Below are 25,147 nucleotides of genomic sequence, written 5' to 3'. Positions count from 1 at the left end.
AAAAGGGACGGCCCCCTACAGGACCGGCAGAACCTCGAGCCCGCCGAGGTACTTCTGCAGCGCCTTGGGTACGTTGACCGAGCCGTCCGCGTTCTGGTGGTGCTCCAGCAGCGCCACGATCCAGCGGGTGGTGGCCAGGGTGCCGTTCAGGGTGGCCACGGCGCGGGTGCCCTTGGCGACGCCGTCAGCGTTGACCGCGCGCTCACGGATGTTGAGGCGGCGCGCCTGGAACGTGGTGCAGTTTGAGGTGGAGGTCAGCTCGCGGTAGGCGCCCTGGGTGGGGACCCACGCTTCGCAGTCGTACTTCCGGGCCGCGGACATGCCGAGGTCGCCCGCCGCGGTGTCGATGACCCGGTACGGCAGCTCGCACTTGGCCAGCATCTCCTCTTCCCAGGCCAGCAGGCGCTGATGCTCGGCGGCGGCTTCTTCGACCGTGGTGTAAATGAACATTTCCACCTTGTTGAACTGGTGCACGCGGATGATGCCGCGGGTGTCCTTGCCGTGCGAGCCGGCCTCGCGGCGGTAGCAGGAGCTCTGCCCGGCGTAGCGGATAGGCCCGGCGGAGAAGTCCAGGATCTCGTCCGCGTGGTAGCCCGCCAGGGCCACCTCGGAGGTGCCCACCAGGTACAGGTCGTCTTCGGCCAGGCGGTAGATCTCGGCGTCGTGCTTCACATCGAAGCCGGTCCCCTGCATGGTCTCGGGACGCACCAGCGTGGGGGTGATCATGGGGATAAAGCCCGCTTCAATGGCTTGGTCCATGGCCATCTGCAGCAGCGCCATCTCCAGCCGGGCTCCAACGCCGCGGAGGAAGTAGAAGCGGGCACCGGAGACCTTGGCGCCGCGTTCCATGTCAATCGCGCCGATCAGCTCACCGATCTCCAGGTGGTCCTTGGGCTCAAAGTCCGGGAACTCGCGCGGCGTGCCCACGGTCTTGACCACCACGTAGTCGTCCTCGCCGCCTTCGGGCACACCGTCCTCGATGAGGTTGGGGATGGTGCGCAGCAGCTCTTCCTGCTTGGTCTGCGCAGCATCGGCTTCAGCGGAGGCTGCCTTCACGGAGTTGGCGAGCTCCTTGACCTCGGCCAGCAGGGCCTTCTTCTCGTCGCCCTTGGCCTGGGCCACCTTCTTGCCGAAGGCGTTCTGCTCGGCGCGGAGGTTTTCGAAGCGGATCAGGGCGGCGCGGCGCGCGGCATCCGCGGAGATGATCGCGTCCACCACTGATTCGTCCGCGCCGCGGGCGCGCTGGCTGGCACGGAACTTGTCCGGGTTTTCGCTGAGGTCTTTTACGTCGATCACCAGACAAGGGTATCCAATACCGCGCACGACGGCGGGCGGCAGGCCCCGTGCGCCGGGCCGCCGCACGCCGGGCTACTGTTGAACCACCATGAGCGACTGGATTCTCTACCTGCTGATTGCGGTGGCCCTTGCCTTCGCCACCTCCAGCTGGTGGGGGGTCCGGCGCCTGCAGGCCCTGCACGTGCGCAGCACAGTGGCCGGCGAAGCCTACGATCCGGGCCTGGCGCAGCAGCGGGTGGCCGTGGTCCTCAATCCGATCAAGGCGCGGGCAGAGGAAGCAAAGGCCACCATCCAGCGCGCCTGCCTGGCAGCCGGCTGGGAGGAACCGGCCTTTTTCGAAACAACCGCGGACGACCCCGGCTTTTCCCAGATGCAGGCTGCCTTGGCCGGCAAGCCCGACGTCGTCCTGGTGGGCGGCGGGGATGGCACGGTCCGCGTGGTGGCCGAGGCCCTCGCGCACACCGATGTTGCCATGGGTTTGATACCGCTGGGAACCGGCAACCTGCTGGCCAGGAACGTCGACCTTGACGTGAACGACCTCCACGGGAACGTTCAGACGGCGCTGTTTGGCCGGCAGCGCTACATCGACACCGCCCGGATGGCCATTGAGAACTCCCGCACCGGGCACTACTCAGAGCACGTCTTCCTGGTCATCGCCGGGATTGGCATGGACGCGGAAGTCCTGGCGGACACCAACGACGGGTTGAAGAAGGCGGTGGGCTGGCTCGCCTACACCGAGGCGGGCGTCCGGCACCTCCCGGGCCGGCGGAAGAAGGTGTCCATCTCGCTGGACGGCAGCCCGGAGCAGGTGCGGAACATCCGCAGCGTACTTTTCGCCAACTGCGGGCTGGTGCCGGGCGGCATCGACTTCATTCCGCAGGCAATGATTGACGACGGCATGCTGGACGTGGTGGTCATGAGTCCCCGCAGCGCCCTGGGCTGGCTGCTGATGTACATGAAGATCATGTTCAAGCACAGCGGGAAACTGCCGATCATGACGGTCTACAGGTCGGTCAAGGTGGTCATCAAGTGTCCCGAGCCCATGCCCACCCAAATCGATGGCGACACGTCCGGGGAAGCGACCCAACTCACCGTCCAGGTGGAACCGAAGTCATTGCTGGTAAGGGTCAAGGCACACGAGCCGGGTGGCCCGGGGCAGGCGAAAACCCGCGTCTAGGCGTGCACGGCCCATCAGCGGCTGGGGAAATGCCGGGCCGGCCTGACCGGCCGGCTCACGTGGATCAGGCGCCGGCGTCCTTCTTCTCCGCCTCAGCTGCTGCTTTGGCAGCGGCATGGGCCTCGGACTGTTCACGGATCATTGCCTGTTCCTCTTCGAAACGCAGGCGGTCCGCGCGGTCAGCATCGTCGCCGTCCCAGTCCTGGTTGTCTGCGGCAGGCTTGGGGTTGACGATCATCCCCTGGCCGTCATTGTCAGTGGTGCTGGTCATGACCCGCTCCCTTCATTAGGGGCCATACCCCGTGTGGATCAAGCAAGCATACGCATTGTGCACACCCCGCGGAAGTAGTCCGAAAGGCAATTTGCCTACGCTGTGGGCGAAGATCCGGAACCGCTTTCACCTGCGGTGGATGCCGCGTCAAGTATGGATCCGACCCAGTCCCGGGCCGCCGAAAAGGCGGCATCGGAAGTATGCGCCGCCACCGCCGTGGCCTGCCTGTCCGCCCGGGGATACGAACCCAGGAAACGGGTCCCGGGGCTGATCCGGTGCAGTCCCGCCAGGGCATCCGCAACACGTGCCTCGCCGGCGTGGCCATCCGCGTCGATGCTGAAGAAGTAGTGGCCCAGATACTGCCCGGTGGGACGCGATTCGATCCGGCTGAGGTTGACGCCGCGGCTGGCAAACTGGTCGAGGATCTCCATCAGCGCACCCGGACGGTCCTCCGGCAGCGGGACAACAAGCGTGGTCTTGTCCGCGCCGGTGCGCTCCGGAAGGACACCCGGACGGCTCACCAGGATGAAGCGCGTCACGGCGCCCGGATTGTCACCAATGTTTTCCGCCAAGACCTGCAGGCCCGGATGCGCTTGCGCTACGAGCGGCGCACAGATGGCGGCATCGTAATGGCAGTCACCGTCCAGCAGTCCCATGGCCGCGGCCGCGGTTGAAGACCCCGGAACATATTCCGCACCGGGCATGTTGCTTTCCATCCACATCCGGCACTGGGCCCACGCGTGGCCATGGGTGGACACGCGCCGTACGTCCTCCCACCGCACGCCAGGCCGGGTCACCAGGACAAAGCTGATAGGTACCAGGACCTCGCGGATGATCCGCAGCTCTTGGCCGCTCGCTATCGCGTCGAGGGTGGCGGTGACGCCGCCTTCGACCGAATTTTCAATCGGAACCATGGCAGCGTCGGCAGAACCGCTGCGCACTTGGTCCAGGGCGGCATTGACGTTCGACGCCGGCACCCGGACTGCTTCTTGCGCACCGGGTACCTGCAACAGGGCAGCCTCGGTGAACGTGCCCTCGGGTCCGAGGAACGCGTAGGTGGGGGGACTGCCGTGCACTACAGCACCAGCGGCTTGAGTCCGTTGTCGGAGACCAAGGGTTTGCCCGATTCGAGCCACTGGTCCATCCCGCCGGAGACGTTGATGGCGGTGTACCCCTGGCCCGTGAGCCACTGGGCAACACGGAACGACCTTCCACCGGTCCGGCAGATGACATACACATCCTCATCCGGATCAAGTTCGCCCAGCCGGGCCGGGATCTGGTCCATGGGGATGTGGAGTGCACCGTCGGCATGCCCGGCGACCCACTCGTAGTCCTCCCGGACGTCCAGGATGACGGCATCAGCCGGGATGTCGTGGACGGGCACGGTATCAAAATCGCTCATCGGAGTCCTGTCGTGGCGGATCAGAGTCACGTTAAAGCCTAGTCCTTCGACCACGGGTGGTGCGGAAACCGGCAAGCTAGGCTGGTGGCTCCCGAGGAGGTTTCCATGTCCCGTCAGCAGCCTGCCCGTCCGGCGCCGCTACAGTCGCGCCCCGGCCGGGACGTCGGCGGGGATGCCGGACCGTCCACGGCCAAGGAGCCGGAGGGCCGGGTCCTTGGCTGAACTTCACGAACTGCCCGCGCTGGACCTGCGGAACCTCCTCCGCGCCGGGACGGTGTCCGCTGCTGAGGCCACCACACATTTCCTGGCGCGGATCAGCCGGCAGAACCCGTTGCTGGGGGCCTTCATCACCGTTACCGCGGACCAGGCCATGGAACGGGCCCGGGCGGCTGATGACCTCCACTCCCGCACCGGTACCGACGACCTCCCCCTGCTGCACGGCATGCCGCTGGGCTTCAAGGACCTCACCGATGTGGCGGGCGTGGTGACCACCCACGGAAGCGCCGCCGTCGAGCATAAACCGGCTCCCGCGGACGCTCCCCTGGTGGCACTCCTCACGGAGGCAGGCGCGGTTTCCCTGGGCAAGACCCAAGTACCCGAGTTCGGCCTGACGGCCTACAGCGAAAACCGCATCGCGCCGCCGTCGCGCAATCCTTACGCACCCAGCAGGAGTTCGGGCGGGTCCTCCGGCGGCAGCGCTGCCGCCGTGGCGGCGGGCTTGCTGCCCTTCGCGCCAGGGACCGACGGCGGTGGTTCAGTCAGGATTCCGGCAGCCGCCTGCGGCCTGGTGGGGCTGAAGCCGGGCCGTGGCCTGGTGGCTGCCGGGGAAAGCAGCGGTGACCCGGCCCGGCTGGTGGTCCCGGGCCCCCTTGCCCGGACCGCCAAGGATGCCGCCCTGATGCTGGACGCCATGGCACCGGGGAACGAATACCTCGCGGGCATAGGCCAGGAGCCGCCACCGTTGAGGATCGGCGTCACGCTGGAGAGCCCTTGGTCCGGCACCTTCCCCTTCAGTATCGAACCCGAAGCACTCGATGCCCTCCGGGCAGGCGAAAGGCTCCTGGAACACGCCGGCCATACCCTGGCCGAAGCTGCCGTGCGGTACGACAACCGCTATCCCGATGCCTTCACCACCGCCTGGACGGCAGGAGTGGGTTCTGCACGGATCAGCCCCTCCCGCGAAGCGCTGCTGGCGCCGTTGACCCGGACCTTCCGGCGTCGGGCCCTACAACGCAGCCCGGCGAAGCTCGCCGAAGCCCTGGCGTTCCTGCGGCAGTTCCAGCACGACACCGTCGCGCAGTACGGCCAGTGGGACCTGATGATGATGCCCGCGCTGGCGCAGACACCCCGCCCCGTGGGCTGGTTCACCGGGACCGGCCACGGCGGCGGACGCTGGCCGGCCGTGCAATGGCCAGGAGATGCCGACGGCGACTACCGGAAGCAGTGCGAATATGCGCCGTGGTCCTCGATGGTGAACGTATGCGGATTGCCGGCCATAACGCTCCCTGTCCACTGGACCGGTGGATCCGCCGGAAGCGGACTCCCAATGGGCGTCCAACTGGTGGGTCCCTTAGGCTCGGAAGCCCTCCTGCTGCAGGTGGCGCATCAACTGGGCCTCTAGGCGCCGCGGCGGTGTGGTGTTGTTGACCTGAACCTAACGCCCGCTTAACCCGGCGGTAACCCCGGCGGCGCAGACTGGAAAAACCACCTTTCGCACCCTCCGTACGCCTTTCCGCCCAATGAGGAGCTGCACCACCATGAATGCTGAACAGCACGCCACCGGCGCCGGCCCCACAGAAACTGCTGACGACGGGCGGCCGGACCTGAGCAACTCCAACGTCAGGGAGGACCTGGCCATGGCCGGCCGCTGCGGCCTGGTGCACCTGCCGACGGGCCGGGCCTGCCTCCTTCCGCTGCGCCACGGCGGCCCCTGCGAGTTCCACCGCCCGCAGGAGGCGCAGGACGTGGTGACCGGCGGCCGCTGACAGGCGCCGGCCACCACGGTATCGACTCCGGCAACAAACAGGAGGACCATTAAAGGGCAGTCACCATGAGGAGGTCTGTGATGTGCTATTCATCAAGCAAGGACTTCGGGTGGGACGCCAGGAAAGAAACCAGGCGCCGGCCTGAAGAGCGGCCTGAGACCCACGAAACTCCGAAGCCGGCCAAGGCACCGGAATTCACGTTCTGGGCCTTTCCGAAGTGGCGCAGGTCGCCTGTGCCGGGGACTCCCTCCGCCGAACGGAGCAAGGAAAGGGTCTGACGCCCGGCCCTACGCGGCCCGGGGCAGTAGTCCAAGGAGGGGTTCCCGTCGGGGCCCCTCCTTCCCCAGGGCTCCCAATCCAGCCTGCCTTTCATGCAGCAGTAGACGCGCGCGGCGCGCTCGTTGTGCTGCGGCAACCCAGGCGTCTATGGTTGCACCATAAGCATGCTTAGCATTCTGCGAAAGGACACGGGCATGAGCGAAGGACAGTACACGCCGGGACCGAACAGCCAGCCGGACCCGGACGTCAACGTCACGCCGTCGGCCACGGACCGGGCGGCAGGCGGCCGGGACGCAACCTACGGTGGCGCGCCGTCCTACGCCCCGGATGCCCCGGATGCCCCGGATTCACCCGCGGTTCCAGCACCACCAGCGGGCACGGAAAAAGCCGCAGCGGGTGGCCGCACACCCGAAAGCAAAGTTACCCGCGCCGGCGTCATCTGGGCTGGCGTTGTCGCCTCACTGATCCTGTTGATCCTGCTGATCATCTTCATCCTGCAGAACCAGGAACAGGCCATGGTGCAGTTCCTGGGTTTTGAGGGGTCTGTCCCGCTGGGCATGGCACTCTTCATTGCCGCCGTCACCGGCGGGGTCCTGGTGGCTGTGGCAGGTGGGGCGCGCATCCTGCAACTGCGTGCCACAGCCCACCGCGCCAAGGTCCGTCAACGCCGCTAGGGCAAGCGACGGCCGGAGCCGCCGGAGCGAATCCGCCGGCGGCTCCCCGGCCGTGCGTTGCGTCAGTTGCCGCCCAGGTTCCGGTACTTCCGGAACCGCGCCCCCACCAGCCCGGCCACGGGGATGTCGGCAACGGATGCAAGTTCGTATTCGATGGCACGGGCCATCCGGGCACAGAATTCGCGCGGCTCCAGGGACGCGTCGTCGCGCTCGTCCACAATGTGGTCCACCAGTCCGTTCGCATACAGCGCCGCCACATTGACGCCCTGCGCCTGTGCCATCGCGGGCGCGAAGGCCGTGGTGCGGTGCACGATCGCACTGGCGCCCTCGGGCGGCAGCGGCGACAGCCAGCTGTGCTGCGCGGCGATGGTCCTGTCCGCGGGCAGCAGTGCCAGCGCCCCTCCCCCGGCACCCTGGCCAAGCAGCACCGAGACGGACGGCGATTCCAGGCCAATCAGTTCGTACAAAGAGCGTGCGATCTCGCCGGCGAGGCCGCCTTCTTCCGCCTCCTGGGAGAGCGCGGCGCCTGCGGTGTCGATGACCGTGAGCAGGGGGAGCCGCAGTTCTTCGGCCAGCTTCATGCCGCGGCGCGCTTCCCGCAATGACCCGGGCCCCATACCGGCGGCGTCCTTGCGCAGCGGGCGGGCATGGCCGAGCACAATGCAGGACCGGCTGCCGAACCGGGCCAGCGCCAGCAGCAACCCGGGGTCCTTTTCCCCCTGACCCGTCCCGTTCAGCGGCAGGGCGTCGCTGGCGCCGAACTTGAGGAGCTGGCGCAGGTCCGGCCGCCGCGGCCGGCGCGAAATCCCGATCGACGTCCAGGCGTCCACGGGGGCCGGCCGCACGGCCAAAGTGGCCGGTGCGGCGGGCCGGACCACCGTCCCTGACGCCGCCTCCCGCCGGGGCGCCAGGATGTCCAGCGCCCGGGCCACCAGTTCCGCGAGCTCTTCGGGCTTCACGACGCCGTCGATGAGCCCCTTGTTGAACAGGTTTTCCGCCACCTGCACGTTGTCCGGGAAGGACTCCCCATGCAGTGCTTCGAACACCCGGGGGCCCAGGAATCCCAGCAGGGCGCCCGGTTCGGCAACATTGATGTGGCCCAGCGACCCCCAGGATGCCATCACGCCGCCGGTGGTGGGGTGCCGGAGGTAGACCAGGTAGGGCAGGCCGGCCTGGCGGTGCGCCCGGACGGCTCCGGTGATTTTGACCATGGACAGGAACGCCGGCGTCCCCTCCTGCATCCGGGTTCCCCCGGAGGCCGGGCCCGCCAGCAGCGGCAGTCCCTCCGAGGTGGCCCGTTCGACGGCGGCAACGATCCGCTGTGCCGCGGCGTGGCCGATGGAGCCGGCAAGGAAAGAAAACTCGCTGACGATCAGCGCCACCCGGCGCCCCCGGATCAGCCCGGTGCCGGTGAGCACCGATTCGTCGGCTCCGCTGCGTTCGCGGGCTTTGGCCAGGTCACGGGCATACTCTTCGGACAGCGCCGGCTGGTGCGGCGGCGTATCCCAGGAGACAAACGAATCCTGGTCCACCACGGCGTCGATCAGTTCGGCGGCGCGCAGGTGCCGCACTTTTTCGGTGGTTGGCATGCTAGTTCACCCCGGCCGCCACGGGAGCCGGCAAACCGAGCCATGCGCGGATGGCAGGACCGTCCGCGTCCAGCAGCGGCGGCGCGGCGTGGTCCTTCACGGTGGTTTCGGCTGTGTCCCCCTGTTCGAAGAACCGCAGCGGGGGCCCGGGGAGGCTGACGGTTCCGAGCAGCGGATGCTCCACGTCCACCACGAGCCCTTGGGAGGCCACCTGCTCCCACGCGTACACCTCGTCCAGGGAGCGCACCTTCCCTGCCGGGATCCCGGCGTCGTTCAGTTTCTCCAGCAGTTCCGCCGCGCCGTAGCCGGCGAAAGCGCGTTCGACGGCGGCAATTACCCCGGCGCGGTTCCGCACCCGTTCGGCGTTGCTGGCGAATCCGGGCGCGGCCGGCTCCAGGCCGAAGGCCGCAGCAAATGACTGCCAGAGCTTCTCGCTGCCGACGCTGATCTGCACGCTGCCGTCCTTGCAGGTGAACAGCCCGTAGGGGGCGATGGACGGGTGGTGGTTGCCCTGTGCCTGCGGAACCTCGCCGGCCACGGTGGTCCGGGTGCCCTGGAATGCGTGGACGCCGATCAGTGACGCCAGGAGGGAGGTGCGCACCACCTGGCCGCGGCCGGTGCGGTTCCGTTCCACCAGCGCCGCAAGCACGCCGAAGGCGCCGTTCATGCCGGAAAGGAGGTCTGCAATGGGGACGCCGACGCGCTGAGGGTCGTCGGGCCCGGAGCCGGTGAGTGACATGAGTCCGGCCTCGCCCTGCAGGATCTGGTCGTAGCCGCTGCGCCGGGATTCGGGCCCGTCATGGCCGAAACCCGTGATGGACAGGATGACCAGCCGGGGGTTGAGCGCATGGATGGCGGCCGTGGAGAAGCCCAGCCGGTCCATCACGCCGGGACGGAAGTTCTCGATGACCACGTCCGCACGCTCCAGCAACCCGCGCAGCACTGCCTGCCCGTCCTGGCTCTTCAGGTCCAGGCTGATGGATTCCTTGTTGCGGTTGCAGGACATGAAATAGGTGGACTGCAGGTCGTCTTCCGGGCCCACGAAGGGCGGCCCCCAGCCGCGGGTGTCATCCCCGGTGCCGGGGTTTTCCACCTTGATCACGCGGGCGCCGAGGTCCGCCAGCATCATGCCGGCGTGGGGCCCCGCCAGTGCACGGCTCAGGTCGACGACGGTGTGCCCCGCCAGGGGGCCTCGGGAATTTTCGGCTGAGCTCATGTGCTTGGGTTTCCTTTCTCAAGTGCGGGCGGCGTGGCGGGCGGCTGCGCCGGCTAGAGCCAGCCGGGGACCACCAGCGCCAACCAGGCCAGGATGGGTCCGGCCACGATCACGATGCCGCTGTAGCCGAGGATCTTCTTGTAGAACCGGTCCTTGTCCACGCCCTCCGGGGCATTGGCCAGGACCAAGGCACCGTTGGTGGAGAACGGGGAGACGTCCACGATCGTGGCTGAGACCGCGAGCGCGCAGATGACGCCGACGGCGCCGATCTCACCGGTGGAGAGGAAGGGCACGGCCAGCGGGATGAGCGCAGCCAGGATGGCGGTGGAGGAGGCGAAGGCGGACACGATGGCGCCGATGAAGCAGATAATGAGGGCCGCCAGCAGCGGCATTCCCATGCCGGCCACGCCGCCGGAGACGAATTCGATGGTGCCCGCTTCTTCCAGGACACCAACGAAAGTCAGCATGCCGCAGATGAGCAGCACGGTGGACCAGCTGATCTTGTTGATGGCACCCTTCTGGGCCGCCGGCGAGACCAGCGCAAGGACGATCGCGATGGTGATGGACACGAAGCCGACGTCCATCTTGAACCCGAGGGCCACTACGGCCAGCACGACCAGGCCCGCAATGGTGACCAGTTGCGGAATCCGCTCCTTGCGCTCCTTGGTGGCGGCAACGCCGTCGCCTGCCGGGTCGCGGGGGCCGTACATGCCGGAGCCGAAGCCTTTGAACGGAACATCGGTGCCGGCTTTGGCGCCGACGCTGACTGCCATTCGTGCCTCGGCGGCCTGCTCCACGAACTGACCCACCTTGGAGGACATGAGGTTCCTGCCGCCCAGGACCACAAAGAGGACCAGGGAGATGACCAGGTTGAAGATGAAGCTTGAGAGGAAGAGTGCTGCCGGGCTGAAGGCGAGATCGGTCTTGGCGATGATGCCGTTGACGGTGACGCCGTAGACGGCGATGGGCGAGAAGCCGCCGGCCTGGGCACCGTGGATCACCATCATGCCCATCAGCAACGGGCTGATCTTGTATTTTCCGGCGAAGCTGAGGGCAATCGGGGCAATGATGGCGACGGCGGCGGGAGACAGCGCGCCCACGGCCGTGATGACGGCAGTGATGGCGAACATGACCCAGGGGATCAGGGCAACGCGGCTGCCCACGAGTTTGACGGCGCCCCGGACCAGGAGGTCGATGGTGCCGTTGTTTTGCGCGATGGCGAACAGGTAGGTGACTCCGACGATCGTCAGGAAGAGGCCACCGGGGAAGTTGGCAAGGATGTCATTGGTGGACATGCCCAGCACCAGTGAGCCAAGCAGGAAGGCGCCCACGAAGGCGAGGGCACCCATGTTGAGGGGCAGGACGGTGGCGAGCAGGAACATCGCCGCCAGGATGATGATCGATAAGACAGGAGCGGACATCGTTGGTCCTCCATTGGAACGAAAGAATGTGACGTGAGTTACTGGCTCACTGGACTAGCCTCTTAGACAGTGAGTCTATCTGTCAATAGATGAAGGGGGTATTCTGGTCCGAGAACCTCGGGAGGAACTGTGGAAAAGACGGCACGGGCAGGCCTGGAGCGGGTCTCGCGTCCCCGGCTCTATGAGCAGCTGGTGGAGCAGATCCTCGCCTACATCGAGTCGGCCCAGCTCCGCCCCGGGGACCTGCTGCCTGCCGAACGCGACCTTGCCGAGCGGCTGGGAGTTTCCCGCGCCACCCTGGCCCAGGCCCTCGTGGCCCTCGAAGTGTTGGGAGTGATCGACGTGCAGCACGGCACAGGAGCAGTCCTGGCACGGCGTCCCAGCGTGGCATCCGTCATCAAGGGCCTCCGCGAGCACCAAAGCCGGCTGCCGGAGATCGTCGAAGCCCGCAGCACGCTGGAAGGGAAGCTCGCGGCACTGGCCGCCGAACGCCGGACCGGGGACGACCTCGCCGCCATCGACAACGCCCTGGACGTCATGGCACGGGAGATCAACGACGGCGATCGAGGCACCCATGGCGATGAGCTCTTCCACCAGGCCATAACCGCGGCGGCGCACTCCTCCGTGCTGGCGCAGCTGATGGCCTTCATCGCCGAGATGATCCTGGAAACCCGGATGGAATCGCTGGGCCAGCCCGGGCGTCCGGAACAGTCACTGGCGTCACACCGCCGGATCGCCGACGCCATCCGCGCGCAGGATCCGGCCGCAGCAACGGAGGCCATGCTGGCGCACATCGACCTCGTCTCGGACGTGGAACTGCTCCGCTAGCGGCACGACGGCAGGTTCGCAGCGGCAGCATCCCCGTCGCATGGACCAGTCCCCCTGCCATGCGCAGGGGAGCAGTCCACCCGGAGGGGACTTTGCTCGGGGCCGACCCCTAACCGCCCCGCGGCGGGGGCAGGGCGCCTAGAACGTCCCGGAATTCGAACCCGTGGTGCTGGCGACGGTGAGGCCGATGATGAGCAGCAACCAGATGGCGCCGTAGCCCAGCAGGCACAGGTAGCCCAGTACCAGGCCTGAGATGGACATCCCCTTGCCGGACGGCTCGCGCCTGAGGGCGAGGTGGCCGGTAATGATGGCGGCCAGTTGGGGAAGGAGCAGCCAGCCCATGATGACCGAGGCGATGCCGCATACCATGCTGGCGATGCTCAGGGTCTTTGGCTCGGCCGGCCTGCCGTAGTAGGCCGGCTGGCCGAAGTATTGCCCCTGGCCGTACGGGGACTGGTTGAACTGGCCCTGGTTGTAGCTTGGGCCGTACTGGGGCTGCCCATACTGGCCTTGCCCATACTGCGCCTGGCCGTACGGCGTCTGGCCGTATTGGGCCGGCGGTTGGTAGCTGGGCCACGGCGCATCGTTGCCCTGGCGGTCGGGACGCTGGTAGTCGGGCCCCTGGGACGGCTGGTCAGTCATGGTTTCTCCCCTGCGGATCTGGCTCCAGCCTACTTCAGTGCAGGACCAGGCGGACGGCCAGCACCAGCATCAAAACACCGATGCCGGCATCAATCCAGCGCCAGGTGCGCGGGCTGCCCAGGACGCCCGCCAGCGCCCGCGCCCCGTACCCCAACCCTGAGAACCACAGGATGCTTCCGGCCACGGCGCCGGCGGCAAAGATCCAGCGGAGGTCCGGTCCCTGCTGGTTGGCCAGGCTGCCGAGCAGCACCACGGTGTCCAGGTAGACGTGGGGATTCAGGAATGTGAGGGCCGCCGTGGTGGCGAAAACCGAGTGTTTGGACCGGGGCTCCTGCTCCGCCAACACGGAGGGCTTCGCTGCCGCCAGGAAGGACCGGACCGCGAACCACAAAAGGTAGGCGGCCCCTGCCCACCGCAGGACTTCGAGCACCCCGGGGAAGCGGGTCACCACGGCCCCGATTCCGGCGGTACCTCCCACGATCAGCAGCGCGTCACCGGCCATGCACACCGCCACCACCACGCCGATGTGTTCGCGGCGGATCCCTTGCCGCAGGACGAAGGCGTTCTGGGCACCGATCGCCACGATGAGCGCCAGTCCGGTCAGCATGCCGGTTATCCACGAAGTCCACATGGCTACGACGGTAGGGTCCTCTGAGATATGTAGGCAAGTAAAGGATCCTGCGTACGCATTAGAATCTCTTCATGAATCTGGAGCATCTTAAGGCCCTGGTTGCGGTTATCGACGAAGGAACATTCGAGGCGGCGGCGGACCTCCTGCGCATCACGCCGTCAGCCGTCAGCCAGCGGATCAAGGCCCTCGAGGGATCCGTGGGCCAGGTCCTGGTCCGCCGCCGGTCGCCCTGCACCACCACGGACGCCGGCGCACTGCTGCTGCGCATGGCGCGGCAGGTCCAGGTGCTGGAGGCGGAGACATCGGCAGCGCTCGGTGCGGGGCTGCCAGCCCGCGCCCACCTGCCCGTGGCCATCAACGCGGACTCCCTGGCCACCTGGTTTGTCCCCGTCCTCCATCGGGCCGCCGGATGGGAGGACGCCGTGCTGGACCTGCGTGTCGAAGACCAGGGCTACAGCAGCCAGCTGCTCCGCGAAGGAGACGTGATGGGCGCCGTAACCTCTGATCCCGTGCCCGTCAGCGGGTGCCGGGCAGAAATGCTGGGTTCCATGCGGTACGTCCCGGTGGCCAGCGCCGGACTGCGGCGCCGGTTTGCGGCGGCCGACAGTGTTGACTGGGCCGCCATGCCCGTCCTGAAATTCAACGCCAAGGACAACCTCCAGCTGCAACTGCTGGCGGCCAAGGGCATTGCGCAGCCTCCCCCCACGCACACCGTGCCGTCATCGGAGGGCTTCTTCGCGGCGGTCAAGGCGGGCCTGGGCTGGGGCATGATCCCCGAGCTCCAGCTCACGGATGGCCTTTCGGACGGCACCCTGGTCCGGCTGGATGACGGCTACCAGGATGTGGCCCTCTACTGGCAGGCCTGGACCCTCGATTCTGACGGCCTGAACCGGATCACCCGCGCGGTACGGACCGCGGCCAAAGACCGGCTGCGGCCCGGCGGCGGAGAGGGTGTCAGCGGGCCAAGTAGGGCAGGAAATAAACGGCAAAAATGACGAAGGCCGCCAGCAGGGCCAACTTCCCGCCGCTGGTGCCGCTCTGCTGCGCTTTGGCTTTCCCGCCGCGCCGGCCGGCCTGGATCCTTGCCGGTGCTCCTGCCCGGGATCCGCCGGCCGGCAGGTTGCGGCCGGCCGGATGCCGGGACATGCTTCCGCTGCGGCCCTTGCCGTCAAGTGGCCTGCTCCCTTCCGCAGCACCCGCGACGGGGCCGCCAGGCGGCAGGGCCCCTGCCGGGCGCACCACGGTTCCGGGGCGGACGTTCCGCAGGGCCGTGATGCCGGGCTCCTGTTCATGCGTGAGCTGCTGGCCCAGTTGCTCGTACAACCCCACCACCGCCTGCGGATCCAGCACCGGCGGAAGCGCCTCAATGGTCCGCACCACCCGGTGGGAACCCGCCACGGCTACATCGGAGGCGGTCACCCCGAAGAGATCCGGCTGGGCCGCCATGCAGATGAGCGGACGCACCAGCCGGCGATGCTGGGGGGCCAGCACCGAGGCGACGGCGGCGCACTGTGCCAGCGCTCCCTCCACGGCCTGGGTCCGCGCGTAGCGGCCCTGCCAGAGCACGCCGGACACTACGCGCACTTCGCCGGACCAATTCTTCGAATCAACCACCACCACCCCGCCGGGGCCCACCAGGACATGGTCAAGGTTGGCCTTGGGCCGGCCCGGCCAGTGGACATCGTGCAGCACGTACCAGCCCCGCGGGACCAGTTCGCTGAGCTTGTCCGCCACCACCCGCTCCCCCAGGGCTCCGGCGTCCCAGGCCTTGGTGGACCGTTCGGCCTCATCCAGCTGGCGCTTCAGCCTGGCAACGCGTTCGGCAGCGAGCCTGGACTGCTCGGCTGCCCCGTCTCCTGCCCCCATTGGACGTCCCCGCTTCCTTGCCGGACGGGACGATCGGCGGGTCCCGCCGTCGTCCGTTGCTTTCGCTTGCGTGCCTGGAATTTTCTTGAAAATAGCAGGGCGCTGAAGGGCCGGTATATAGGTACTTTCACGGTGCTGTACTCAGGTGCACTACTTGGTTGGTGACGTCATTGCGTGTCACAGCGTCCGGATCCTGGGCAATTCGTTTTGACTCCCGCCAGGTTCTGGCATGCTGGTCCCATGGCTAGCCGCGCGGGTACAGTTGCCCAACCCCAGGACCTTGTTGACATCACTGCGCTCCTTGATGCGTATTACGACATCGCGCCGGACCTGGGTGATCCAGGCCAGCGCGTGGTGTTCGGCACCTCCGGGCACCGGGGCTCCAGCCTCAAAGCGTCCTTCAATGAGCAGCACATCGTGGCAATCACCCAGGCGATCGTGGAATACCGGGCAGCGCAGGGTGTCACCGGCCCACTGTTCCTGGCCAAGGACACCCATGCCCTGAGCGAACCGGCGCAGAACTCCGCCTTGGAGGTGCTGGCCGCCAACGGCGTCCACGTCCTGGTGGACGCCCGCCACGGCTACACCCCCACCCCGGCCTTGAGCCACGCCATCCTCACATACAACCGGAAGGCCGCGCCCGGCGCCCCGCAGGCTGACGGCATTGTGGTGACCCCCAGCCACAACCCCCCGGCCGATGGCGGCTTCAAGTACAACCCGCCGCACGGCGGACCCGCGGACTCGGACGCCACCGGCTGGATTGCCAACCGTGCCAACGAACTGCTGGAGAACGGACTGCGCGGCGTCAAGAGGATCCCGCTGGCCGACGCGCAGGCCGCGGACACCACCGGCAAGTTCGACTTCCTGAGCAGCTACGTGGATGACCTTCCGTCCGTCCTGAACCTGGACGCCATCCGCGAGGCCGGAGTCCGGATCGGCGCCGATCCCATGGGCGGGGCGTCCGTGGACTACTGGGGCGAGATCGCCGAACGGCACCACCTGAACCTCACCGTCGTCAACCCCACCGTGGACCCGCAGTGGGCCTTCATGACCCTGGACTGGGACGAGAAGATCCGGATGGACTGCTCGTCGCCGTCCGCCATGGCCTCCCTGATCAGCCGGATGTCGGTGGGTGCCGACGGGTCCGTGCCCTTCGACGTCGCCACCGGCAACGACGCCGACGCCGACCGCCACGGGATCGTCACCCCCGACGGCGGCCTGATGAACCCGAACCACTACCTCGCGGTCGCCATCGACTACCTCTACCGCAACCGCAGCGGCTGGAACCCCGAATCCGTGGTGGGCAAGACCCTCGTGTCCTCCTCGATCATCGACCGGGTGGCGGAGAGCCTGGGCCGCAAGTTGGTGGAAGTCCCGGTGGGCTTCAAATGGTTTGTCCCCGGTCTGCTCTCCGGTGAAGGCGCGTTCGGTGGCGAGGAATCCGCCGGCGCATCCTTCAACAAGCTGGACGGCAGCGTGTGGACCACCGACAAGGACGGAATCCTGCTGGCGCTGCTGGCCTCCGAGATCACCGCCATGACCGGGAAGTCGCCGTCACAGCTGTACAAGGGGTTGACGGACCAGTTCGGCGCTCCCGTCTACGCCCGCATTGACGCAGCCGCCACGCGTGAGCAGAAGTCCAAGCTGGGGAAGCTCTCCGCCGCTGACGTCACGGCCACCGAACTGGCCGGGGAGGCGATCACCGCCAAGCTCACCGAGGCACCCGGCAACGGCGCTGCCATCGGCGGCCTGAAAGTGGTCACCGAGAACGCCTGGTTCGCTGCCCGGCCGTCCGGCACCGAGGACGTGTACAAGATCTATGCCGAGTCCTTCAAGGGTGAGGAACACCTCAAGCAGGTGCAGGCCGAGGCCAAGGCGCTGGTGGACAGCGTCATCGCCTGACCGGAAGCCCCGCAGCTTAAGCACGAACGCCCCATCACCAAGTGATGGGGCGTTCGTGGTTTAGCCGCGGAACGTGCCGTGGCGTCAGACGGTGCGGACGGCGTCGTCGTAGGAGTACTTGGGCTTCGCCTCGCCCCAGGCTTCCTCGCCGGGCTGGCCGATGTTGACCACCAGGAAGCTCTTCTGGTCACCGGCCGGGAAGAAGGCGGCGTCGATGGCCTTGAAGTCGGCGCCGGTCATCGGTCCTGCGGCGAAACCGAGTGAGCGGACGGCCAGGATGAAGTAGCCGGCCTGCAGGTGGGCGTTGTTGTTGCCCGTCGCGGCGGCGAGCTCGGGATCGGCATCGTACATGGCCTTGGGGGCGTTGTAGCCGGGCAGGAAGCTGTCCCACTTGCCCGCCCAGTCGGTGTCATAGCTGAGAATGGCCACCAGCGGAGCAGACGCGGTCTTGGCCTGGTTGCCGCGGGACAGCGCATTCACCAGGGTGGCGCGGGCTTCGGGCGAGCGGACGTACGTGACCCGCAGCGGCTGGGAGTTGAAGGCGGTGGGCCCGAACTTGGTCAGTTCGTAGATGGCCTGCCCCTGCTCCTCGGTCACCTCGCCGGTGAACGTGTTGGCGGTGCGGGCCTGGGCGAAGATCGCGTCCACGGCCGCCGAATCGATAACCGCTTCTTCGTGTGCAATGGTCATTGGCTTACCTTTCGCTGTGCCGCCCGCCTACCGGGGTGGCCTCTGTGCTTTCCATAGTTGCAACTTCAAGTGCTTGGTTCCTCTTCCCATGACGGCAGGTGACGTTGGCCACAACGGAGGGCAGCGAAATACTTGGCGGTATTCTGGACCGAGTTATCCTTCGCCCCCTCGCGGCACCCCCTGAAAGGCATTCCTTCCCATGAGCATGCTCGGAATCAAATGGAAGCTGCACGGCACCGGCAAAACCATCAAGCCCGGCCAGGTGGTGGCCCCGGATGAGCGGCTGGCCTGGCCCCTGACCATCGGCGTGGGCATGCAGCACGTGGTGGCAATGTTCGGCGCCACCTTCCTGGTGCCCATCATCACCGGGATGCCGCCGGCCACCACGCTGTTCTTCTCCGGCATCGGAACCCTGCTGTTCCTGGTGGTCACCAAGGGCCGGGTGCCCAGCTACCTCGGCTCCAGCTTTGCGTTCATCGCGCCCATCACAGCCTCGCAGGCACAGTTCGGCATCCCGGGCGCGCTGGGCGGCGTGGTACTCGCCGGTGCCACCCTGGCCCTCGTGGGTGCCGTGGTGCAGAAGTTCGGCGCCGGGTGGATCAACCGGCTGATGCCGCCCATCGTCACCGGCGCCATCGTCGCGTTGATCGGCCTGAACCTTGCCCCCGCAGCCAAGCAGAACTTCGACGCCGCACCCATCACGGCCGTCGTCACGCTGGCCACGATCATCCTGGTCAGCGTCCTGTTCCGCGGAATCCTCGGCCGGCTCAGCATCCTGGCGGGCGTCGTGGTGGGTTACCTGGTGGCCATGCTCCGGGGCGAGGTGGCCTACGACAAGATGGACGCCGCAGCCTGGGTTGGCCTGCCGCAGTTCCAGACCCCCGAGTTCCACATCGGCGTGCTGGGGCTGTTCGTCCCCGTAGTCCTGGTGCTGGTGGCGGAGAACATCGGCCATGTGAAGTCGGTTGCCGCCATGACGGGGCAAAACCTTGACGGCGTCTCCGGCCGGGCGCTGATGGCCGACGGCGCGGCAACAGTCCTCGCCGGCCTTGGCGGCGGCTCGGGAACCACCACCTACGCCGAGAACATCGGCGTCATGGCGGCTACCAAGGTGTATTCGACGGCGGCCTACTGGGTGGCCGGCATGTTCGCCATCCTGCTGAGCTTCTCCCCCAAGTTCGGCGAATTGATTGCCACCGTCCCGGCCGGCGTCCTGGGCGGCGCGGCCACCATGCTGTACGGCATGATCGGCATCCTCGGCGTGAAGATCTGGGTCCAGAACAAGGTGAACTTCGCCAATCCCGTAAACCTGACCACCGCGGCTGTGGCCCTGATCATCGGCATCGCCGACTACACCTGGACCATCGGCGACCTCAAGTTCACCGGCATCGCGCTGGGCTCGGCAGCCGCACTGGTGATCTACCACGGTATGCGCGCCATCGCCAAGGCGCGGGGAACAGCGGCCGAACCCGAAACCGAGCAGACGGGACTGCCGCCGGCCGTCAAGGCTGCCATGAATGCAGCCTCGAAGCGGACGCCCAGGAAGCGCTGACCCGGACCGGCGTCAGGCCACCCGGTCCGCCCTCCCATCCGGGCCGCCGGCTGCCGTGCCGGGGCCCATCGCCAATCCCTTGGCCGGGTGTCCCGGCGGGAAGGGACCAGGAAGGCCTTGGCCGAAGACCGGGCCGGGCTGCGGCCGCTTGGCCGCCAGCGCGTCGGCCTGGCGGGGCCGCAACTGCTTGAGCACCCACGGCATGAAATACTTCCGCGCCCACACCAGGTCCTCCGCCCGGGCCTGCGTCCACCCGTGGGCCGGCAGCGGCCTCGGCTGCAACGGCTTGAGCGCATGCTCCACTCCCAGCGCATCAAGGGTTGCCGCGGCCACGGCATGGTGGCCCAGCGGCGACAGATGCAGCCGGTCCGGGTCCCACATTGACGCGTGCTGAAGCTCGGGCAGGCACCACAGGTCAACCATGATGGCGTGGTGCCGGGCCCCGATGCTGTGCAGGTGCTCGTTGTAGATGGCCACGCGGCCGCGGATCTTGCCGAACACCGGTGTGTTGCCCCAGTCCGGGCCCGCAAAAAGAAGCACGGTGGCACCGGTGGCTGCGAGCGTGCCGATGGCCTGGTCCAGCTTCCCGGCCAGTTTGTCCGGATCGCCATGCCTGAAGATGATGTCGTTGCCACCGGCGGCAATGGCGACAAGGTCCGGCTTCAAGGACAGCGCCGCGGCCAGTTGACTGTCGAGGATCTGCCGCAGCAGCAGTCCCCGGATGGCCAGGTTGGCGTACGCAAAGTCGGGACGGCCGGACGCCAGTTCCTCGGCCACACGGTCCGCCCAGCCCCGAAGGCCGCCCAGGCTGAGCGGTTCCGGGTCGCCGATTCCTTCGGTGTAGGAATCTCCCAGCGCAACGAACCGGTGCCAGGGGTGGCTGTCCAGCCCGGCCGTGATGAATCGCGGCTCCTGCTTCTGGATGGTCATGCTGTCCTCCCCTCTGCGGGAGGCGGGGTTTCCGTCTTCACCGCAGCGTTCCTGCGGGGTTGCTTTCCGGTTGGAAAGCCCCGCCCCGCCGCCGACGGACGCGGCAGCTCCGCGACGCCGTCGTACGCTTCCTGCCGCAACGCGGACGGCGGTGCGCCGCTCGGGTCCCGGCCGGTCCCCGGGGCCACGACGTTCAGGGCCGCGTCCCGGAGGCCAAGCTCATGGTGCAGTGCCTGCGTCTGCAGGAAAAGCAGCGCCGCCTCCCTGCTGAGGCCGTATTCGCTGGTGAGGCTGCGCACGGCCAGGTCCACCAGGACCAGGGAGCTTTGGACGACGGCGAGGCCGGCCGTCGCTTCGGCCCGCTCGGCCACGCGGAATACGAGGCGAAGGGCCCGGGCCATCTGGCGCGCAAAGCCCTGAATCCTGACCAGGTCATCGCTGGCAAACGCATGCGGCACGCCCGCGTAGAAGGTGATGGCGGCGCTCGTCCCGCCTTCAGACATGATGGGAACGGAGAGCATCGACTGCACCCCGTGGCCCGACGCCGCACTCGCGTAACCGGGCCACCGACGGTCACGGCTGAGATCGGATACCAGGACGAAGGCCTCGGTGCGCATGGCCTCCATGAGGGGCCCGTCGGCGAACGAGCACTGTTCCCGGTCCGCCTCCTGCGCCTGCTCCGTGCTGGCCGCAAGGGTGTGTCCCTGGCCCAGGTGGAAGAGCGTGGCGGCCCAGCTGATACCGCGGCGTTCACCCTTGATCTCGCTCATGAAGTCATGGGTGACTTCCCGGAGGAAGGTTTCGACATCCTTGCTGTCGAAGACCGGCTCCGGGGTAACTGGAAGCAGCCCCCAGCCAACCTGCCCCGAAGGTTCAGCCGCCATGTTCCAGCCCTGTTCGAAGCGCTTCGGCCTACTACAAAACCTGGTTCCCAGAATACGTCCGAACCGGGCCCTGGCGGGAGTGGCAGCAGGAATAAGCCAAAAAGAGGAGGAAATTGTTCGCTGATAGGGTCCCCCTGTACGGCAGCAGCTGCACCGCAGCACAGGTCCGGCCGGCAGATCGGGCAAGGCATCCGCCAGCCCGGCACGTTTGTTCCGTCCACCGGTTGCGCCGCCCAGTAGCATCGGGAGAGGGAACACCGAATACTCCCTGTCCGACTGGGTACTTTTCCACGGGCAAGGGGCTACGGAGCATCCATGCCAGCACGGAGACGAGCAGTGGAAAGAGGAGCTTATGCGGGAGCCGGGGACCAGCGAGCGCGTTTCGGATGCGGAGAACACCGCCGGAGTCGGGGAAGGGGAGGCAGCCGCCACGGAGCCGGCAGCGGACCTGGAAGTCACTTTCGACGAACAGTTCTTCGCCGCCCGGCCAAAAGCGCTGCGGCCCGTCGCGCGCCGGCGCCAATTCGTGGGCAACAGGCCCTCCTTCGAATTCGACGGCCGGAACGCCGCGTACGTGGACTGGCTGCGCAACCAGGCCATGCTCGGTGACGCCAACGTGCTGGCCCGGCAATTGTCCGGCCAGGCCAGCATGTGGCAGAACTCGTACGCACATCCGAACCCCCGGGCCGCCGTCGAACGCGCCCCTGTCTGGTTCACCGCCTACCCGCTGTCCTTCATCACCGAGCCGGGCCGGTCGTTCCTGTCCGCCCTGGGAGACAAGGCCATGTGGGAAGCCTTCCGCGAGATCGGCATCCGCGGCATCCACACCGGGCCGGTGAAACTGGCCGGCGGCATCAGCGGCTGGTCGCACACGCCCAGTGTGGACGGGCACTTCGACCGGATCAGCATGGCGATCGATCCGGTCTTCGGCACCGAAGAAGAGTTCCGCAGCATGTGCGAGGTCGCTGCTGAGCACGGCGGCACGGTTATTGACGACATCGTCCCGGGCCACACCGGCAAGGGCGCCGACTTCCGGCTGGCCGAAATGAACTTCCGCGACTACCCCGGGATCTACCACATGGTGGATATTCCGGAGGAGGACTGGAACCTCCTGCCCGATGTCCCGGAGGGGGCGGATTCGGTCAACCTCAGCCCTGATTCCGAACAGGCGCTGCAGAAAGCCGGGTACATCATCGGCAGGCTCCAGCGCGTCATCTTCTACGAACCCGGGGTGAAGGAAACCAACTGGAGCGCCACCCGGCCCATCGTGGACACCACCGGCAAGACCCGCCGCTGGGTCTACCTGCACTACTTCAAGGCCGGGCAGCCCTCCATCAACTGGCTGGACCCCACCTTCGCCGGGATGCGGCTGGTGGTGGGCGACGCCCTGCACTCCCTGGTGGACCTGGGCACCGGGGCGCTCCGCCTTGACGCCAACGGGTTCCTGGGCGTGGAAAAGAGCGCCGAGGAACAGCCCGGCTGGTCCGAGGGCCACCCGCTGTCCGAGGCCGCCAACCAGCTGATCGGATCCATGATCCGCAAGGTGGGCGGGTTCTCCTTCCAGGAACTGAACCTCACCATCGACGACATCAAGGCAACCTCCGAATCGGGTCCCGACCTGTCGTACGACTTCATCACCCGCCCCGCGTACCACTACGCCCTTGTCACCGCGGACACCGAATTCCTGCGTCTGACGCTGCGCCTGTCCATGGAGATCGGAGTGGACCAGGCGTCCCTGGTCCACGCCCTGCAGAACCATGACGAACTGACCTACGAGCTCCTGCACTTCGCCGCCGGGCACCGGGAGGAGATGTTCGAACTCAACGGTGAGGAACTCACCGGCGCGCAGCTCGCCGAGCAGGTCCAGCAGACCCTGCGGGACCGGCTGACCGGTGAGAACGGACCGTACAACGCCGTCTTCACCACCAACGGCATCGCCTGCACCACCGTCAGCTTCATCATGGCCGCCCTGGGCATCCAGGATCCGGACGCCGTGACCCCGGAGCAGGAGGCACAGATCCGGGACGTCCACATCCTCCTGGCCATGTACAACGCGCTGCAGCCGGGAGTCTTCGCCCTCTCCGGCTGGGATCTCACGGGCATCCTGGCCCTGGACCGGAGCAGCGTCCGGGAACTCACCTCCCAGGGCGACACCCGCTGGATCAACCGCGGCGCGCACGATCTCATGGGGACCAGCCCGGACGCCACCACGTCCTCGGCGGGCATGCCGCGGGCGCGCAGCCTGTACGGCACGCTGCCGGAGCAGCTTCAGGATGCGAACTCGTTCGCGCGCAGGCTGCAGCGGATCCTTGCCGTCCGTGAGGACAACGGGATTGCCACGGGCACGTTGCTCGATGTCCCCGAGGTCTCCAACCGCGGGGCACTGGTGCTGGTCAACCGGCTTCAGGACGGCGCCTTGCAAGTCACGGCGCTCAACTTCTCCGGGCAGGACATCGCCGGCAGCATCCAGTCCAACGAGCTGCCCTCCGGGGCCAACGTCAAGGACCTCTTCAGCGGCGAGACGGTGGGGCAGGTGGACGACCTGCACAGCTTCTTCCTTGAACTGCCGGCCTACGGCGGGACGGCACTGCTCCTTACCGAGGCACCGGAGCTGGACGCGGAGGCTTAACGGAGGACGCCGGGCGGCGCCGGAGGATTCGTTCCCGGCGCTGCTCTGTGCTACCCCGCGATCGCGCCCGCCAGCGTGGCTTCGATGATGGCCGGCGAGAGGACGTACTGGGTGACCAGCTGGCTCGCCCCGAGGACGGCCGCCTGGTCGCCTGCCCGGGAGACATTGATGCGCAGGTGCGAGGTGGCCAGCGGCGGGGAGCGCCGGTACACCACCTCACGGATTCCCGCCACCAGGTGCTCGCCCGTCTCGCCGAAGCTGCCGCCCACCACGATGACGGACGGGTTGAGCAGGTTCACCGCGGTGGCAAGCACCTCACCGATGTCCCGGCCGGCCTGCCGCAGCGCCTGGATGGCCTGCAGGTTGCCGTCGGCGGCGAGCCGGAGCACATCCGCGCCCCTGGCGACGTCCACGCCCTGGTCCCGGAGGGAGCGTGCGACGGCGGGCCCGGACGCGAGTGCCTCAAGGCACCCGTAGTTTCCACAGGCACAGAGGACCTCCGCGCCGCGGGCCACCTGGATGTGGCCAAGGTCGCCGGCCGTGCCGTTCGCGCCGCGCTGCAGCTGCCCGTTGCTGATGATGCCGGATCCGATGCCGGTGGCCACCTTCACGAAGAAGAAATTGTTGTGCTCGGGCCAGTGGGCGGACTGCTCCCCCAGCGCCATGATGTTCACGTCGTTGTCCACGAGCACATGGACGGGCAGGGACCGCTGGACGTAGCTGACCACGTCGAACCCGTCCCAGCCAGGCATGATGGGCGGCTTGACCGGTTTTCCGGTGTCGTGTTCCACCGGCCCCGGAAGCCCGATGCCAATCCCGGCGAGTTCGGTGACGCTGCGTCCCGCGGACGCCAGCAGTTCCTTGCCCTGCGCAACCACCTGGTCCAGCACGGCTTCCGGCCCGTCTGCCACCTGCAGGGACAGCCGATGCTCGGCGAGGATTGTCCCGCCAAGGTCGGTGACGGCGACAATCACGTGCGTGGCACCGACGTCGACGGCCAACACCAGGCGGGCGGACGGGTTGAAAGCAAAGCGCGACGGCGGCCTCCCGCCGCTGGAGAGTGCCTCACCGGCAGGTCCCACCAGGCCGGAGAGCATGAGCGCGTCGATCCGGGAGGCAACCGTGGACCGGGCGAGGCCCGTGCTTAGGGCCAGCTCGGCACGGGTACGGGCCCTGCCGTCCCGCAGCAGCTGGAACAGGTCCCCCGCGCGCGACAGATTGCCGGCGTCGGATTCCTTTCCGAGCTGTTTCCCGGCGGGTGAAGAAGTCATGCACTAAGTCAT

At 67.5% G+C, this 25,147-nt stretch carries 23 protein-coding genes; 9 read left to right on the top strand and 14 right to left on the bottom strand.

Annotated features, from left to right (window positions below; translation table 11 throughout):
- Positions 1–15: 15 nt before the first annotated feature.
- Positions 16–1,296, bottom strand: coding sequence for a serine--tRNA ligase (serS, locus tag AC4EEV_RS12450; RefSeq protein ID WP_491329090.1), 1,281 nt, complete (start codon positions 1,294–1,296; stop codon positions 16–18).
- 88 nt (positions 1,297–1,384) lie between these two features.
- Here serS and AC4EEV_RS12445 point away from each other — a divergent pair, with 88 nt between their 5' ends.
- Entirely contained in the window at positions 1,385–2,473 is a 1,089-nt protein-coding gene (locus AC4EEV_RS12445) for a diacylglycerol/lipid kinase family protein (RefSeq protein WP_133831319.1), read from the top strand.
- Between the two features lie 64 nt (positions 2,474–2,537).
- On the opposite strand, the gene AC4EEV_RS12440 is transcribed toward AC4EEV_RS12445, so the two are convergent.
- The 3 genes from AC4EEV_RS12440 to AC4EEV_RS12430 all read right to left on the bottom strand — a co-directional run bounded on the left by AC4EEV_RS12440 (position 2,538) and on the right by AC4EEV_RS12430 (position 4,146).
- A complete protein-coding gene (locus tag AC4EEV_RS12440) occupies positions 2,538–2,744 on the bottom strand; it encodes a hypothetical protein (RefSeq protein WP_018762673.1) in 207 nt (68 codons plus the stop codon).
- A 95-nt stretch (positions 2,745–2,839) separates the two neighbouring features.
- Positions 2,840–3,820 (bottom strand): prephenate dehydratase, encoded by a 981-nt coding sequence (gene pheA / locus AC4EEV_RS12435; protein ID WP_491329089.1) that lies wholly within the window; start codon positions 3,818–3,820, stop codon positions 2,840–2,842.
- On the bottom strand, positions 3,820–4,146 hold the full coding sequence (locus AC4EEV_RS12430) for a rhodanese-like domain-containing protein (RefSeq protein WP_018762675.1): 327 nt from the start codon (positions 4,144–4,146) through the stop codon (positions 3,820–3,822). Before AC4EEV_RS12430 ends, pheA begins: the two co-directional genes overlap by 1 nt.
- Positions 4,147–4,360: 214 nt before the next feature.
- Between AC4EEV_RS12430 and AC4EEV_RS12425 the strand changes: the two genes are divergently transcribed.
- The 3 genes from AC4EEV_RS12425 (at position 4,361) to AC4EEV_RS12415 (ending at position 7,084) form a co-directional block, all read left to right on the top strand.
- A complete protein-coding gene (locus AC4EEV_RS12425) occupies positions 4,361–5,767 on the top strand; it encodes an amidase (RefSeq protein WP_491329088.1) in 1,407 nt (468 codons plus the stop codon).
- 136 nt (positions 5,768–5,903) lie between these two features.
- Positions 5,904–6,131, top strand: coding sequence for a hypothetical protein (locus AC4EEV_RS12420; protein ID WP_018762677.1), 228 nt, complete (start codon positions 5,904–5,906; stop codon positions 6,129–6,131).
- Between the two features lie 473 nt (positions 6,132–6,604).
- Positions 6,605–7,084 (top strand): LapA family protein, encoded by a 480-nt coding sequence (locus AC4EEV_RS12415; RefSeq protein WP_133831323.1) that lies wholly within the window; start codon positions 6,605–6,607, stop codon positions 7,082–7,084.
- 62 nt (positions 7,085–7,146) lie between these two features.
- On the opposite strand, the gene AC4EEV_RS12410 is transcribed toward AC4EEV_RS12415, so the two are convergent.
- From AC4EEV_RS12410 to AC4EEV_RS12400, 3 genes are read right to left on the bottom strand one after another with little or no spacing between them, the layout of a single operon-like run.
- Entirely contained in the window at positions 7,147–8,673 is a 1,527-nt protein-coding gene (locus AC4EEV_RS12410) for a carboxyl transferase domain-containing protein (protein ID WP_133831324.1), read from the bottom strand.
- Between the two features lies 1 nt (position 8,674).
- Positions 8,675–9,889: a CaiB/BaiF CoA transferase family protein gene (locus AC4EEV_RS12405; protein WP_491329087.1), complete on the bottom strand. Its 1,215-nt coding sequence runs from the start codon at positions 9,887–9,889 to the stop codon at positions 8,675–8,677.
- A 53-nt stretch (positions 9,890–9,942) separates the two neighbouring features.
- The gene (locus AC4EEV_RS12400) at positions 9,943–11,310 is read right to left on the bottom strand and encodes an SLC13 family permease (RefSeq protein ID WP_018762682.1); all 1,368 of its coding nucleotides are present in this window, start codon (positions 11,308–11,310) and stop codon (positions 9,943–9,945) included.
- 129 nt (positions 11,311–11,439) lie between these two features.
- Here AC4EEV_RS12400 and AC4EEV_RS12395 point away from each other — a divergent pair, with 129 nt between their 5' ends.
- Positions 11,440–12,138: a FadR/GntR family transcriptional regulator gene (locus AC4EEV_RS12395; RefSeq protein ID WP_018762683.1), complete on the top strand. Its 699-nt coding sequence runs from the start codon at positions 11,440–11,442 to the stop codon at positions 12,136–12,138.
- 138 nt (positions 12,139–12,276) lie between these two features.
- Here AC4EEV_RS12395 and AC4EEV_RS12390 read toward each other — a convergent pair whose 3' ends face one another.
- Complete coding sequence (locus AC4EEV_RS12390) at positions 12,277–12,780, bottom strand: DUF4190 domain-containing protein (protein WP_491329086.1); 504 nt, start codon at positions 12,778–12,780, stop codon at positions 12,277–12,279.
- Between the two features lie 34 nt (positions 12,781–12,814).
- Complete coding sequence (locus AC4EEV_RS12385; protein WP_491329085.1) at positions 12,815–13,387, bottom strand: LysE/ArgO family amino acid transporter; 573 nt, start codon at positions 13,385–13,387, stop codon at positions 12,815–12,817.
- A gap of 95 nt (positions 13,388–13,482) precedes the next feature.
- Here AC4EEV_RS12385 and AC4EEV_RS12380 point away from each other — a divergent pair, with 95 nt between their 5' ends.
- Positions 13,483–14,406, top strand: a complete 924-nt coding sequence (locus tag AC4EEV_RS12380) for a LysR family transcriptional regulator ArgP (protein WP_491329084.1) — start codon at positions 13,483–13,485, stop codon at positions 14,404–14,406.
- Here AC4EEV_RS12380 and AC4EEV_RS12375 read toward each other — a convergent pair.
- Positions 14,366–15,277 (bottom strand): nuclease-related domain-containing protein, encoded by a 912-nt coding sequence (locus AC4EEV_RS12375; RefSeq protein ID WP_491329083.1) that lies wholly within the window; start codon positions 15,275–15,277, stop codon positions 14,366–14,368. The two genes, AC4EEV_RS12380 and AC4EEV_RS12375, sit on opposite strands and share 41 nt — an antisense overlap.
- 240 nt (positions 15,278–15,517) lie before the next feature.
- Here AC4EEV_RS12375 and pgm point away from each other — a divergent pair, with 240 nt between their 5' ends.
- Positions 15,518–17,179, top strand: coding sequence for a phosphoglucomutase (alpha-D-glucose-1,6-bisphosphate-dependent) (pgm, locus tag AC4EEV_RS12370; RefSeq protein WP_461839851.1), 1,662 nt, complete (start codon positions 15,518–15,520; stop codon positions 17,177–17,179).
- An 84-nt stretch (positions 17,180–17,263) separates the two neighbouring features.
- On the opposite strand, the gene AC4EEV_RS12365 is transcribed toward pgm, so the two are convergent.
- Entirely contained in the window at positions 17,264–17,869 is a 606-nt protein-coding gene (locus tag AC4EEV_RS12365) for a malonic semialdehyde reductase (protein WP_491329082.1), read from the bottom strand.
- A gap of 199 nt (positions 17,870–18,068) precedes the next feature.
- On the opposite strand from AC4EEV_RS12365, the gene AC4EEV_RS12360 reads away from it, so the two are divergent.
- Complete coding sequence (locus AC4EEV_RS12360; RefSeq protein WP_285318770.1) at positions 18,069–19,421, top strand: uracil-xanthine permease family protein; 1,353 nt, start codon at positions 18,069–18,071, stop codon at positions 19,419–19,421.
- Positions 19,422–19,433: 12 nt separating this feature from the next.
- Here the strand turns inward: AC4EEV_RS12360 and AC4EEV_RS12355 are convergent, their stop codons facing one another.
- Both AC4EEV_RS12355 and AC4EEV_RS12350 read right to left on the bottom strand, forming a co-directional pair.
- Complete coding sequence (locus AC4EEV_RS12355; RefSeq protein ID WP_491329081.1) at positions 19,434–20,351, bottom strand: SGNH/GDSL hydrolase family protein; 918 nt, start codon at positions 20,349–20,351, stop codon at positions 19,434–19,436.
- Positions 20,348–21,235 carry a GAF domain-containing protein gene (locus AC4EEV_RS12350; RefSeq protein ID WP_491329080.1) on the bottom strand — a complete coding sequence of 296 codons (888 nt, stop codon included), beginning with the start codon at positions 21,233–21,235 and terminating at the stop codon, positions 20,348–20,350. Before AC4EEV_RS12350 ends, AC4EEV_RS12355 begins: the two co-directional genes overlap by 4 nt.
- 352 nt (positions 21,236–21,587) lie before the next feature.
- Here AC4EEV_RS12350 and treS point away from each other — a divergent pair, with 352 nt between their 5' ends.
- On the top strand, positions 21,588–23,864 hold the full coding sequence (treS, locus tag AC4EEV_RS12345; protein ID WP_491329079.1) for a maltose alpha-D-glucosyltransferase: 2,277 nt from the start codon (positions 21,588–21,590) through the stop codon (positions 23,862–23,864).
- 50 nt (positions 23,865–23,914) lie between these two features.
- Here the strand turns inward: treS and AC4EEV_RS12340 are convergent, their stop codons facing one another.
- Positions 23,915–25,135: an ROK family transcriptional regulator gene (locus tag AC4EEV_RS12340; RefSeq protein WP_018762694.1), complete on the bottom strand. Its 1,221-nt coding sequence runs from the start codon at positions 25,133–25,135 to the stop codon at positions 23,915–23,917.
- Positions 25,136–25,147 lie beyond the last annotated feature (12 nt).

It is taken from the genome of Pseudarthrobacter sp. MOO14, from assembly GCF_058267675.1.
The sequence above is the reverse complement of the archived record's forward strand: the minus strand, read 5'-3'. Positions and strand labels throughout refer to the sequence as shown.